15 protein-coding genes and 2 pseudogenes are annotated in these 12599 nt (G+C 69.7%); 8 read left to right on the top strand and 9 right to left on the bottom strand.

From position 1 onward, the window contains the following. The first annotated feature begins 131 nt into the window (after positions 1-131). From ACFWP5_RS28980 to ACFWP5_RS29000, 5 genes and pseudogenes are all read left to right on the top strand, one after another. Positions 132-737: a GNAT family N-acetyltransferase gene (locus ACFWP5_RS28980; RefSeq protein ID WP_384162685.1), complete on the top strand. Its 606-nt coding sequence runs from the start codon at positions 132-134 to the stop codon at positions 735-737. Between the two features lie 4 nt (positions 738-741). Then, the gene (locus tag ACFWP5_RS28985; protein ID WP_384162688.1) at positions 742-948 is read left to right on the top strand and encodes a hypothetical protein; all 207 of its coding nucleotides are present in this window, start codon (positions 742-744) and stop codon (positions 946-948) included. Positions 949-1033: 85 nt separating this feature from the next. Then, positions 1034-1447: a YciI family protein gene (locus ACFWP5_RS28990; RefSeq protein ID WP_384162691.1), complete on the top strand. Its 414-nt coding sequence runs from the start codon at positions 1034-1036 to the stop codon at positions 1445-1447. A gap of 5 nt (positions 1448-1452) precedes the next feature. Then, positions 1453-2712 (top strand): annotated as a pseudogene (locus tag ACFWP5_RS28995) (RNA polymerase sigma factor); the annotation flags it as partial. Positions 2713-2775: 63 nt separating this feature from the next. Next, positions 2776-3072: pseudogene (locus ACFWP5_RS29000) on the top strand (DUF952 domain-containing protein); the annotation flags it as partial. Between the two features lie 123 nt (positions 3073-3195). Here ACFWP5_RS29000 and ACFWP5_RS29005 read toward each other — a convergent pair. The 4 genes from ACFWP5_RS29005 to sodN form a co-directional block, all read right to left on the bottom strand. Next, the gene (locus ACFWP5_RS29005; RefSeq protein WP_384162694.1) at positions 3196-3945 is read right to left on the bottom strand and encodes a VOC family protein; all 750 of its coding nucleotides are present in this window, start codon (positions 3943-3945) and stop codon (positions 3196-3198) included. A 43-nt stretch (positions 3946-3988) separates the two neighbouring features. Continuing rightward, entirely contained in the window at positions 3989-4405 is a 417-nt protein-coding gene (locus ACFWP5_RS29010; protein WP_384162697.1) for a VOC family protein, read from the bottom strand. Positions 4406-4415: 10 nt separating this feature from the next. Continuing rightward, positions 4416-4826, bottom strand: coding sequence for a helix-turn-helix domain-containing protein (locus ACFWP5_RS29015; protein ID WP_384162700.1), 411 nt, complete (start codon positions 4824-4826; stop codon positions 4416-4418). 310 nt (positions 4827-5136) lie between these two features. Further along, entirely contained in the window at positions 5137-5532 is a 396-nt protein-coding gene (gene sodN / locus ACFWP5_RS29020; RefSeq protein ID WP_019058247.1) for a superoxide dismutase, Ni, read from the bottom strand. Positions 5533-5677: 145 nt separating this feature from the next. Here sodN and sodX point away from each other — a divergent pair, with 145 nt between their 5' ends. Then, positions 5678-6112 (top strand): nickel-type superoxide dismutase maturation protease, encoded by a 435-nt coding sequence (sodX, locus tag ACFWP5_RS29025; RefSeq protein ID WP_384162703.1) that lies wholly within the window; start codon positions 5678-5680, stop codon positions 6110-6112. On the opposite strand, the gene ACFWP5_RS29030 is transcribed toward sodX, so the two are convergent. Then, positions 6016-6645: a CGNR zinc finger domain-containing protein gene (locus tag ACFWP5_RS29030; RefSeq protein ID WP_384162706.1), complete on the bottom strand. Its 630-nt coding sequence runs from the start codon at positions 6643-6645 to the stop codon at positions 6016-6018. The two genes, sodX and ACFWP5_RS29030, sit on opposite strands and share 97 nt — an antisense overlap. Positions 6646-6745: 100 nt before the next feature. Here ACFWP5_RS29030 and ACFWP5_RS29035 point away from each other — a divergent pair, with 100 nt between their 5' ends. Continuing rightward, positions 6746-7504 carry a class I SAM-dependent methyltransferase gene (locus ACFWP5_RS29035; protein WP_384162709.1) on the top strand — a complete coding sequence of 253 codons (759 nt, stop codon included), beginning with the start codon at positions 6746-6748 and terminating at the stop codon, positions 7502-7504. A 130-nt stretch (positions 7505-7634) separates the two neighbouring features. On the opposite strand, the gene ACFWP5_RS29040 is transcribed toward ACFWP5_RS29035, so the two are convergent. From ACFWP5_RS29040 to ACFWP5_RS29050, 3 genes are read right to left on the bottom strand one after another with little or no spacing between them, the layout of a single operon-like run. Beyond that, positions 7635-8387 (bottom strand): amino acid ABC transporter ATP-binding protein, encoded by a 753-nt coding sequence (locus ACFWP5_RS29040; RefSeq protein ID WP_384162798.1) that lies wholly within the window; start codon positions 8385-8387, stop codon positions 7635-7637. A gap of 50 nt (positions 8388-8437) precedes the next feature. Next, positions 8438-9376 carry an amino acid ABC transporter permease gene (locus tag ACFWP5_RS29045; RefSeq protein ID WP_384162712.1) on the bottom strand — a complete coding sequence of 313 codons (939 nt, stop codon included), beginning with the start codon at positions 9374-9376 and terminating at the stop codon, positions 8438-8440. Between the two features lie 33 nt (positions 9377-9409). After that, positions 9410-10360, bottom strand: coding sequence for an ABC transporter substrate-binding protein (locus ACFWP5_RS29050; RefSeq protein ID WP_384162714.1), 951 nt, complete (start codon positions 10358-10360; stop codon positions 9410-9412). 500 nt (positions 10361-10860) lie between these two features. Here ACFWP5_RS29050 and ACFWP5_RS29055 point away from each other — a divergent pair, with 500 nt between their 5' ends. Continuing rightward, positions 10861-12084 (top strand): NADP-dependent malic enzyme, encoded by a 1224-nt coding sequence (locus ACFWP5_RS29055; protein ID WP_384162717.1) that lies wholly within the window; start codon positions 10861-10863, stop codon positions 12082-12084. Positions 12085-12314: 230 nt separating this feature from the next. Here ACFWP5_RS29055 and ACFWP5_RS29060 read toward each other — a convergent pair. Beyond that, on the bottom strand, positions 12315-12599 hold a 285-nt coding region (locus ACFWP5_RS29060; protein ID WP_384162720.1), incomplete at its 5' end, for a pentapeptide repeat-containing protein.

Genomic DNA, 12599 nt, shown 5'->3' on the forward strand with positions numbered 1-12599 from the left:
TGCTCGGCCCTGCGGGCCTCCGCGCGTTCGGGCTCTCGACACAGGCGCGCCCCTTCGGCTCACTCGCCCGGAAGTCCCGTTAGGCTCAACAGCCGTTCAGGTGACGGTGGTTGAGAGGTAAGGGGCGGGACATGGACGTGGCGATACGGGCGGCGGGCGCGGGCGACAGAGAACTGGTCGTCCGGCTGTTGGACGAGGCCTTCCAGGACGATCCGGTCAGCGGCTGGGTCTTTCCCGACGCCGAGTACCGCCGCACGACCCACCGCAGACTGATGGCCGCCTTCACCGACGCGGTGTTCGCCGACGGCCGTATCGACCTCGCCGAGGACGGCGCGGCGTGCGCGCTGTGGCTGTCGATACCGGGGGAGGCGCATCCGGAGGACGGCGCGGACGAGGCCGTAGGACTACGGGAGTTGGTCGATCCCGACAACGCGCGGGTCGAGACGATCGCCCGTCTCATGGCCGAGTCGCATCCCGCAGGCCGGGCCCACGAATACCTGTGGATGATCGCCGTAGCCCCCGACCGACAGGGCGAGGGCCTCGGTGCCGCGCTCATCCGGCACGTCCTGGACCGCTGCGACCGCGAGGGCCTGCCCGCGTACCTGGAGGCGAGCAGCGAGCGCAGCACCAAGCTGTACGAGCGCCTCGGCTACGCCTTCACCGGTCACACCCTCGACCTCCCGGACGGCCCGCGCATGTATCCGATGTGGCGCGAGCCCCGCACGGTCCTAGTCTGAGTACATGGGCAGAGAAGAGCACACCTGTCCCGACTGCGGACAGCCGGTGGCCACCGTCGTCCGGCGGTACAAGACGCTCGGCGCATGGGTACCGAAGTGGGTGGCCGGCCCGTGCCGGAACCCCGAGTGCGAGGCGTACGTTCCCGGGGCGCGGAGCCCGAGGCCGACACCGCCCCGAAAGAATCCCGAACCCGTGTCGAGAGAATCCTGAAACCGTGTCGAGAATCCCGGCCCGGCTCCGATGTCTCCTGTGACAGCCGCCCGGCACGGGTGGCGCGAGCCGAAGGAGCGGACTCATGAAGTACCTGGTCATGGTGCAGGGCACACAGGCGGACTACGACGGCATGCAGGGCAAGCCCACCCCCGGGTCCCCGGCCTGGAGCGAGGCGGAGATGCAGGCCATGTTCGCCCACATGGGCGCCATCAACGACGACCTGTCCGAGACGGGTGAGCTGATCGACGCGCAAGGGCTGACCGAGCCGGCGAGGACCCGGCTGGTCACGCTGGGCGCGGACGGCAAGGCCGTGATCACCGACGGGCCGTACAGCGAGACCAAGGAGCTGATGGCCGGCTACTGGGTCCTGGAGTGCGCGAGCCTGGAGCGCGTCACGGAGATCGCCGACCGCGTCACCCGCTGCCCCCTGCCCGAAGGTGCCGTCAACCGCGCGGTGGTGATCCGCCCCATCCAGGGCGGCACCGCGGACGTCTGAGCCGTATGCGCGACACCACCGGCATCGAGGACCTGCTGCGCCGCCACGTTCCCGCCCGTCGCCCGACCACCACCCCTCAACGACGCGCTTCGCGCGACCTCATCCCTCTGGTCCTCGGCGCGCTGGTCAGGCGGTACGGCCATTTCGACACCGCCGAGGACGCCGTACAGGAGGCGCTGCTCGCGGCGGCCCGGCAGTGGCCGGAGCACGGAGTGCCGGAGAATCCGCGCGGCTGGCTGATCCGGGTCGCCTCGCGGCGGCTGACGGACGCGCTGCGCAGCGAGGAGGCGCGGCGGGCGCGGGAGGAGAAGGCCGCGGCACTCGCGCCTCGGGACCCGTACACGGCCGAGCCGCCGCGCGAGGACGACACCCTCTCCCTGCTCTTCCTCTGCTGCCGTCCGGAGCTGACCCCGACCGCGCAGATCGCGCTCACCCTGCGGGCGGTCGGCGGACTGACGACGGCGGAGATCGCCCGGGCGTATCTCGTGCCCGAGGCGACGATGGCGCAGAGGATCAGCCGGGCGAAGGCGAAGGTGCGGGGTGTGCGCTTCGGGCGGCCGGACAACTGGGCCGAGCGGCTGCCCGCCGTCCTGCACACGCTGTACCTGATCTTCAACGAGGGCTATACGGCGACGTCCGGCCCGAGTCTCACGCGGCGCGAACTCGCGGGCGAGGCCGTCCGGTTGACCCGTGCCGTGCACCGGCTGCTCCCCGAGGTCGGCGAAGTGGCCGGGCTGCTCGCGTTGATGCTGCTCACCGACGCCCGCCGCGCCGCCCGCACCGGCCCGCACGGCGAACTCGTCCCCCTCGACGAACAGGACCGCGACCGCTGGGACAAGGCGGCGATCGAGGAGGGCGTCGCCCTCGTCACCCGGGCGCTGTCCCAAGGGCCCGCGGGGCCTTACCAGTTGCGCGCGGCGATCGCCGCCGTACACGACGAGGCGCCGTCGGCGCGGGCGACGGACTGGCACGAGATCCTCGGCCTGTACGAGGTACTGGTGCGCCTGGTCCCCGGCCCCGTCGAACGCCTCAACCGGGCCGTCGCCGTCGCCATGGTCGACGGACCGCACGCGGGCCTGGCCGAACTGGACCTACTGGCGGACGAGTTGGGGGAGGGCCACCGCCCCGACGCGGTCCGCGGCCACCTCCTGGAACGGGCCGGCGATTTCACCGCGGCCCGGGCCGCCTACGAGTCGGCGGCGGCCAAGACCCTCAGCCTGCCCGAGCAGCGCTATCTGCGGGCGCGGGCGGCACGGCTGAGGCCTTACCGTGCCCCCATGCCGGAAGACGAACCCACCACCGCCCCCATCCTCCACATCACCGAGCGCGCCCTCTGGGACGCGGCCCGCGAGCGCGGCACCTACGAGTGGTCGACCCGCGGCCGCACCCTCCAGCAGGAGGGCTTCATCCACTGCTCGACCCGCGACCAACTCCCGCGCGTGGCAGCCTTTTTGTACGGTTCCCACGACGCCCCCGACGACCTGGTGGTACTGGTCGTGGACCCGGCACGGCTCGGCGTACCGCTGAAGTACGAGGCGCCGGAGCCGGGCGGCGAGGAGTTCCCGCACGTGTACGGGCCGATTCCGGTGGACGCGGTGGTGGACGTGGAGGTGTGGACGGCTTGAGCCGGTTGTGGCGCCGGGTCGCGGTCGCGTGGGCGGGCTCACGCTGTGGCTTCAGGACTCCGACCAGCCGTACGAGCCTTACAGCCGGCAGGTGGACAAGCCCGGAGACGATCTTCGTCTGCCTCAAGGACGACCAGGCAGGCCGCCGGTCTCCGGGTCGCGGCCCGTCAGGCAGTACGCGCCGCCCGCCGGGTCCCGCATCACCGTCCAGTGCTTGCCGTGGGAGACGACGGTCGCGCCGAGTTCCTCGTGCCGTTCCGTGGTCGCATCGATGTCCGCGCAGGCCAGGTCGAGATGGGCGGCGGCGGGGCGTTCCTCGCCGAGGCGTTGGAGCAGGATGCGGATCGGCAGGCCCGACGGGGGTTTGAGCACATGGAACTCGGGGAGCGCGCCCGACAGTGAGGCCCAGTCGGGCAACAGGGCGCTCCAGAAGGCGACTTCGGCGTCGTAGGAGCCGGGGCCGATGTCGAGGGACACCTGGTCGAGGCGGGCGCCGGCCACGACGGGCGGCCGTACGGACTCACCGTGCCAGGGGACGGCGCAGAACAACTGCCCGGCGGGGGACCGGAGTACGGCCCAGCCGTCGTGCTCGGCGACGGTCTCCGCGCCGAGTGGCAACGCGGAGTTCACGAACGCCGGTAAGTCCTCGACGGAGAAGTCGAGATGGGCGCCGCCCGGGCCCGCCCCGACGCCCTGGACCTTCACACAGGCGTCCGCGCCCTCGGACAGCAAGGTGACGAACTCCCCCTGTTCACCGCGCGGTTCGGACAGCCGGGCGTCCGTGACGGCCGTCCAGAAGTCGCAGGCGGCGCCGAGGCGACCGAGCGGGCGGTCGACGAAGGCGTAGGTCCAGCGGATGCTCGTTGCGGTCATTGCGTGATCGTAGGCGGGAGGTTGCGACCCGCCCGCGCGATTTTCAGTCCCCACTCCGCTGCATGAACCGCAGCATGTTCCCGGCCGGGTCGCGGAACGCGCAGTCGCGGACGCCGTACGGCTGGTCCGTCGGTTCCTGGACCACCTCGGCGCCGGACTCATGGACGCGGGCGTAGAGGGCGTCGCAGTCGGCGGTGGTGAAGTTGACCCCGCGCAGCGTGCCCTTGGCGAGCAGTTCGGCCATGGCCTGCTTGTCGGCGGGGGAGGCGTCCGGGTTCGCGGCCGGCGGCTCCAGGACGATCTCCACGTCCGGCTGCAACGGCGACCCCACGGTCACCCACCGCATGCCCTCGAAACCGACGTCGTTACGGATTTCCAGCTCCAGGACGTCGCAGTAGAAGGCGAGCGCCTTGTCGTGGTCGTCGACGGCGATGAAGCACTGGCGGAGTTTGAGATCCATGCAGGACAGGCTAGGGGCGCGGGGGCGGTCCCGCCCGGCGTGGCCGGGTAAAAGTGCGGGCCACGCAGGACGGGATCACCGCGCCGGCCTCGTGGGAGCGGGCGCGGTAGGCGCTGGGGGTCTCGCCGACCAGCTCGGTGAAGCGGGAGCTGAAGGAACCGAGCGAGGTACAGCCGACGGCCATGCACACCTCGGTCACGCTCAGGTCGCCGCGTCGGAGCAGCGCCTTCGCCCGCTCGATCCGCCGGGTCATGAGATAGCTGTACGGCGTCTCCCCGTACGCGGCGCGGAAGCTGCGCTGGAAGTGGCCCGGGGACATCAGCGCGGTCCGCGCGATCGAGGCCATGTCGAGGGGGTCGGCGTACTCGCGGTTCATGCGGTCGCGGGCCTGGCGCAGCCGTACGAGGTCGTCGCGGTTCACGTTGTCCAGGATGGCATGGGTGGCACGGGTGGGGGGGGGCGGGACCTTGCCCTTGACCCTCACACCTCTGCCCTCGGCCTCACCCTTGATCTCAGCCTTGGTCTCAGCCGTAGGAGAGGGCTTTGCGGGCCTGGGACTGCGTGGCGGGTCTGACAATGCCGGGGTGGGTGGGGTGAGTTGACGCGTACGCCGGAACGACGACCCGGCACACGACGAAGGGACCCCACCGGCGAACCGGCGGAGTCCCTTCCCCGCGCCCACTGACCCGCGATGGTGCACCGATCGCCGGTCGGGCCGGGCCGACTGGGTGTCAGGCCTTCTTGGTCTCCCAGAAGATCTTGTCGATCTGGGCGATGTAGTCGAGCGCCTTCTGGCCCGTCGCCGGGTCGGTGGACGCCTTGGCGGCCGAGAGGGCCTTCAGGGTGTCGTTGACCAGCTGGTGCAGCTCCGGGTACTTCTCGAAGTGCGGGGGCTTGAAGTAGTCGCTCCAGAGCACCGAGACGTGGTGCTTCGCGAGCTCGGCGCGCTGCTCCTTGATGACGATGGCGCGCGCCTGGAAGTGCGGGTCGTCGTTGGCGGCCATCTTGTCCTGCACGGCCTTCACCGACTCCGCCTCGATGCGGGCCTGGGCCGGGTCGTACACACCGCAGGGCAGGTCGCAGTGCGCGCTGACCTTCACCTTGGGGGCAAACAGGCGGGAAAGCATGGAGCGTTCCTTCCTCGTGATCGTCTTCTCAGGTGGGACATTACTCCCTGGAGAAGCTGATTTCTCGAGTGCCCCCATGGGCTTAGGACAAAAGTCCAGGGTCGGACTCAGACTGGTGGAGGATAGGACCGGGGAGGTGCCGGGGATGCCGGAGCTGTCGCAGGAGACCGAGCGCGGGAGGGCCGTACTGCCCTTCGGGACGGCCGAGGTGACCGGGCCGTCCATGGTGCCGACGCTGTTTCACGGGGATCTGCTCGTGGTGCAGTACGGGGCGCGGATCAGGCCCGGCGACATCGTCGTGCTGCGCCATCCGTTCCAGCAGGACCTGCTGGTCGTCAAGCGGGCCGCCGAGCGGCGCGACGGGGGGTGGTGGGTGCTCGGGGACAACGCGTTCGCCGGCGGTGACAGCACCGACTACGGCGCCGTTCCCGAGGATCTGGTGCTGGGCAAGGTGCGTTTTCGGTACCGGCCGCCGAAGTCCGGTCAGCGTTCGCCGGTCGCGCTCGTCCGCTGGGTGCTCTCGGCCGCCAGGCCCGTCCTCTCCGGCCGGTCGGCCTCCAGGCGCTTCCGGGCCCGGTAGGCGGCCACGTTGGCACGGGTCGCGCAGCGGTCCGAGCAGTAGCGCCGGGAGCGGTTCGTCGAGGTGTCCAGGTAGGCGTTGCGGCATGGCGCCGCCTCGCACAGGCCCAGGCGGTCGACGCCGTACTCGGTGAGGTGGAAGGCCAGGCCCATCGCCGCGATCGCCGCGTAGCCGGCCGTCGCGTTCGACGGGTGGTCCGCGAGGTGCATGTGCCACAGCGGGCGGCCGTCGTCGTCCCGGAAGTTGTGCCCGGAGATCTGCGGGCTCACCGGGAACTCCAGCAGGAGCGAGTTCAGCAGGTTCACCGCGAGCGTCTCGTCGCCGCCGTCCGCCGACTCGAAGACCGCCCGCAGCCGCGCCCGGACCGAGCGGAAGCGCGTGACATCGGCGTCGGCGGCGCGGCGGGCCGCCTCCTGGTTGCTGCCGAACAGGTCACGCACGGCCTCGACCGAGGTCAGGGCGTCCTTGCCCCGCGCCGGCTCCTCGGTGTTGACGAGGCGCACGGCGTAGTCCGAGTAATAGGCCAGTTCCACTTGTAGTCCTTACAGAGGCGCTCTATTGTCGTGGCTGCGGTCGGGTAACAGCCGATCGTGCTTCCAGGGTATTACGACAGTGACTGGACAGGGGGTCCACATGACGACCGGTATCGGAACCGACTGGCAGGCGTGGCAGGAGAGCTGGGACCGCCAGCAGGAGTGGTACATGCCCGACCGGGAGGACCGCTTCCGGATCATGCTCGACATGGTCGAGGCCCTCACCGGCCCCGCACCCCGCGTGCTCGACCTCGCCTGCGGCACCGGCAGCATCACGGCCCGGCTGCTCGCCCGCCTCCCGGACGCCACCAGCACCGGTGTCGACCTCGACCCGGCGCTCCTCGCCATCGCCGAGGGCACCTTCGCGGACGACGAGCGGGTCACCTTCGTGACGGCCGACCTCAAGGACCCGGAGTGGACGACGAGGCTGCCGTGCGACTCGTACGACGCGGTGCTGACCGCCACGGCCCTCCACTGGCTGCACGACGAACCCCTCGCGGCCCTCTACGGTCAGGTCGCGGGACTCGTCCGCGACGGCGGTGTCTTCATGAACGCGGACCACATGATCGACGAGACCACGCCCAGGATCAACGCGGCGGAGCGCGCGCAGCGGCACGCACAGATGGATCAGGCCAAGCGGAACGGCGTCCTCGACTGGGCCGAGTGGTGGCAGCTCGCCGCCCAGGACCCCGTCCTCGCCGGACCGACGGCCCGCCGCTACGAGATCTACGGCGAGCACGCCGACGGCGACATGCCCTCGCCGGCCTGGCACGCGCGCGTGCTGCGCGAGCAGGGGTTCGGGGAGGCGCGGGCGGTGTGGTGCTCGCCTTCTGACACGGTGCTGCTCGCACTCAAGTAGGCCTGCGGGGACCCAGGTTGAGGCGGCGGAACAAGCGGATGCCGCGGTCGCCATGGATGTCGCCCAAGGCGTGGAGGACGTGAAAGGGGCGGTACGAGGATCCCGTACCGCCCCTTCAACCTGCCTGCCGCTAGAGCACCTTGGACAAGAACCCCTGGGTGCGCTCGTGCTGAGGGTTCGTCAGGACGTCGCGCGGGTGGCCGGATTCGACCACCACGCCGCCGTCCATGAAGACGAGGCTGTCGCCGACCTCGCGGGCGAAGCCCATCTCATGGGTGACGACGATCATCGTCATGCCGGACTCGGCGAGGTCGCGCATGACGTCGAGGACGTCGCCGACCAGCTCCGGGTCGAGGGCCGAGGTCGGCTCGTCGAAGAGCATCAGCTTCGGGTCCATCGCCAACGCCCGCGCGATGGCCACCCGTTGCTGCTGGCCGCCGGAGAGCTGCGAGGGGTAGCTCTGCGCCTTGTCGGACAGTCCCACCCGCTCCAGGAGCTGCATCGCGCGTTCCCTGGCCTGACTCTTGCTGACGCCCCTGACCTGCACCGGCGCCTCGGCGATGTTCTCCGCGGCCGTCATGTGCGGGAACAGGTTGAAGCGCTGGAAGACCATGCCGATGTCCCGGCGCTTCACCGCGACCTCGCGATCGCGCAACTCGTAGAGCTTGTCGCCCTGTTGGCGGTAGCCGACCAGCTCGCCGTCGACGTACAGCCGGCCGGCGTTGACCTTCTCCAGGTGGTTGATGCACCGCAGGAAGGTCGACTTGCCGGAGCCGGAGGGGCCGATGAGGCAGAACACCTCGCCGGACTTCACCTCCAGGTCGATGCCCTTGAGGACCTCGACCAGGCCGAACGACTTGTGCACGCCCTCGGACTTGACCATCGGGACCGACGGGTCGGTCGTGGCGGAATCGGTCTTGCTGAGCTTCGGGCTCATGCCGCGCCTCCCTTCGGACGGCCGATGGACAGCATGTTCGCCTTGATCTTCTGGTACGGCGTCGCCGGCAGCGCGCGGCTGGAGCCGCGGGCGTAGTAGCGCTCGACGTAGTACTGCCCGACGCTCAGGATCGACGTCATGATCAGGTACCAGGCGGCGGCGAGGAAGTACATCTCCACCGGGGCGCCGGAGTTCTGGCCGATGTCCTGGGCGTAGCGGAAGAGCTCCGGATACTGGACGGCCGCCACGAGCGAGGTCGTCTTCAGCATGTTGATCACTTCGTTGCCCGTGGGGGGCACGATCACGCGCATCGCCTGCGGGATCACGATCCGGCGCAGCGTCTTGGCGTGGCTCATGCCCAGCGCGTGCGAGGCCTCGGTCTGGCCCTCGTCGACGGCGAGCAGGCCGGCGCGGCAGATCTCCGCCATGTACGCGGCCTCGTTGAGGCCGAGGCCGAGCAGCGCCGTCAGCAGCGGCGTCATGAAGTCCGACCAGTAGTTCTTGTAGATCGGACCGAGGTTGATGTACTCGAAGACCAGGCCCAGGTTGAACCAGAGGAACAGCTGGACCAGGACCGGGGTGCCGCGGAAGAACCAGATGTAGAACCAGGCGATCGACGAGGTCACCGGGTTCTTCGACAGCCGCATCACCGCGAGGCCGATGCCGCCGACGATGCCGATGACCATCGACAGGACCGTCAGCAGGAGGGTCTTGTAGACACCGGTGAGGATCCGGTGGTCGAAGAAGTAGTCCGGTACGGCATGCCAGTTGATCTTTCCCTGGCCGAACGCGTAGACGATCGCGACCAGGATGCCGATCGCGATCACGGCGGAGACATAGCGGCCGTAGTGCCGGACCGGAATGGCCTTGATGGGCTTCGGGGTGGCCGGGGGTGCGTCCTTCGGGCCCGGCGCCCCGTCGATGTCAGTAGTCACGGATGTTGCCTCTCAGCGACAGCGGATCCGCGGTCACTTGCCGCCGTTGATCACGGACGACTTCACGGCACCGTCCTCGGCGCCCCACTTCGTCAGGATCTTCTCGTACTCACCGCTCTTGATCACGGCGTCCATCGCGGCCTTCAGCGCGTCCCGCAGCTGGGTGTCGCTCTTGGCGACCGCGATACCGTACGGCGCCGCCTCGACCTGGTCGCCGACGAGCTGGAAGTCCTTGCCGCCGCCCGAGGTCTTCACGGCGTAGGCCGCGACCGGGAAGTCGGAGGAGGCCGCGTCCGCGCCACCGGAGCGCAGGCGGGTCTGGGACTGCTGGTCGTCGTCGAAGGCCTCGATGGTGATCTTCTTGCCGCCCGTACACTTCTTCGTCTCGGACTTGGCGAGGTCCTCGGAGACGGTGCCGCGCTCGACCGCGAGCTTCTTGCCGCACAGGTCGGACCACGAGGCGATGTTCTCGGTCTGGCCCTTGCGCGTGTAGATCGAGACACCGGCGGTCAGGTAGTCGACGAAGTCGACGCCCTCGCCGACCTTCTTGCCCGTGTCGGGGTCGACGCCGTCCTGGCGGTTCTTGTTGTCCGTCATCGCCGACATGGCGATGTCGTAGCGGTTCGAACGCAGACCGGTGAGCAGCGCGTCGAAGGTGCCGTTCTTGAACTCGAACTTCACCCCGAGCTGCTTGCCCATCGCGGCGCCGAGGTCCGGGTCGAGACCGACGACCTTGCCGGAGTTGTCCTTGAACTCGACCGGCGCGTACGCGATGTCCGAGCCGACCGTGATGACGCCCTTGTCGCGGATCGCGGAGGGGAGCTTGCTCGCCAGCGGCGCCGAGCTGCTGGACGAACCGGAGTCGTTCTTCTTGGTCTGGTCACCACAGCCGGCGAGCAGCAGGGTGCCGGCGACCGCGATCGCACCGACCGCTGCCAGCCGGGTGTGCGGGGCGGTCGTACGACGGGTGAAGCGTGCGGTCATGGTGGGTTCCTCCGGCGGATGGATGGCGGTGCCGACGGGTCGACGAGAACACACACCTTCGGGTGTCGCGACCTCGTGTGATTAGGGCATCTTGCCATTCGGACTGAACCATTCAGGGGACCAGCCATGTCAAAATCGGATAACGGGTGACCCCCGAATCGCATCAGGTCGGTACATCAGGACGGCCCCCGCACGGACCATCTACGGGAATCACTCCTTCCGGCCGGAAGATCTTCGGTATGCCTCACGATGCGATCGATCATCGTTCCGCCCTCGGCGGACGAGATGTGACCTTGCGCCTATTGGACTCGTCCTCGGTGCCGTCCGTCCGGTAAGAAGGGTCTTTACACCCCTCATCCGGGGCTCAGGGCGCGTGTGCGGCGCGCCCGTCGCGCAGGTGCTCGTACGCATCAATTCTCTGGGCCCTGCGCGGTGCCCGCCCACCCCTCACCAGGGAGTGGCCACCCTCAAATCAATGAAGACCTAAGGGGTTAGACAAAGTGGCAGCGGAGATCGTCAATCCTCGCAGCGACAGCAGTACGGATCGGGACGGCGGGGCCGAGCCCCTCGATTCCTTCGATCCGGCGTTCGCGCTGCACCGCGGCGGCAAGATGGCCGTGCAGGCCACCGTGCCGATCCGCGACAAGGACGACCTGTCCCTGGCGTACACACCCGGCGTCGCGCGCGTGTGCACCGCGATCGCGGAGCAGCCGGAACTCGTCCACGACTACACATGGAAGTCGTCCGTGGTCGCCGTCGTGACGGACGGTACGGCCGTGCTCGGACTCGGCGACATCGGTCCCGAGGCCTCCCTCCCGGTCATGGAGGGCAAGGCGATCCTGTTCAAGCAGTTCGGCGGCGTGGACGCGGTGCCGATCGCGCTGGCCTGCACCGGCGTCGACGAGATCATCGAGACCGTCGTGCGTCTCGCGCCCTCCTTCGGGGGCATCAACCTGGAGGACATCTCGGCGCCGCGCTGCTTCGAGATCGAGCGCAGGCTCCAGGAGCGGCTGGACATCCCGGTCTTCCACGACGACCAGCACGGTACGGCGATCGTGACGCTGGCGGCGTTGCGGAACGCGGCGAGGCTGACCGGGCGGGAGCTGGGTGAGTTGCGGGCCGTCATCTCCGGCGCGGGCGCGGCCGGTGTGGCCATCGCCAAGTTCCTGCTGGAGGCGGGGCTCGGGGATGTCGCCGTCGCCGACCGCAAGGGTGTCGTCTCGCGCGACCGGGACGACCTCACGCCGGTCAAGCGCGAACTCGCCGAGATCACCAACAAGGCAGGTATTTCCGGGTCGTTGGAGGCGGCGTTGGAAGGTGCCGACGTCTTCATCGGGGTTTCCGGCGGTACGGTGCCGGAGCCTGCCGTGGCTTCCATGGCCGAGGGCGCGTTCGTCTTCGCGATGGCCAACCCGAATCCCGAGGTGCACCCCGATGTGGCGCACAAGTACGCGGCGGTCGTCGCCACCGGGCGGTCGGACTTCCCGAACCAGATCAACAACGTGCTGGCGTTTCCGGGGATCTTCGCGGGGGCGCTGCAGGTGCGGGCGTCCCGGATCACGGAGGGGATGAAGATCGCGGCGGCCGAGGCGTTGGCCGGTGTCGTCGGGGACGATCTCGCCGCGGACTATGTGATTCCGTCGCCGTTCGATGAGCGGGTCGCGCCTGCGGTGACGGCCGCTGTGGCCGCGGCGGCGCGGGCGGAGGGTGTTGCCCGACGGTGACTCGAATGGCCCCGTCCTTTTTGGGCGGGGCCGTTCTTTACCCACCCGCCCGCCCGTTCAGGTGACTCGAGGGGTGGACGTCGCCCGTGGGTGGCTGGTGTCCGTCGGCGGCCGCGGGCCGTGGGAGCTTCATCTTTCCCACCCACCCGCCCGTTCGGAGCACTTGAGGGGTGGGCCTTTGCCGTGGGGAGCGGGGGCGGCCGGCGGCTGCGACTGGCTCTCGGCGCCGCTCAGCGATCCCACCGCGCCCCGTCGCGAATACCCCGGCCCTCCTGCGAACCCAGGGCCCCCTCGACACCCCGGCCTGTCCCGCACACCCCGATCCGTCCCGCAGACACCCCGGTCCGTCTCGCAAACACGCTGCCCCCGAGCATCACGTCCTCCGAACACGCTGCCCCGAGCATTGCGCCCCCGAACACCGCGCCCCCGAACACCGCGCCCCCGAACACCGCGCCCCCGAACACCGCGCCCCCGAACACCGCGCCCCCGAACACCGCGCCCCCGAACACCGCGCC

This window comes from Streptomyces sp. NPDC058469 (assembly GCF_042721125.1).
Taxonomy (GTDB): domain Bacteria; phylum Actinomycetota; class Actinomycetes; order Streptomycetales; family Streptomycetaceae; genus Streptomyces.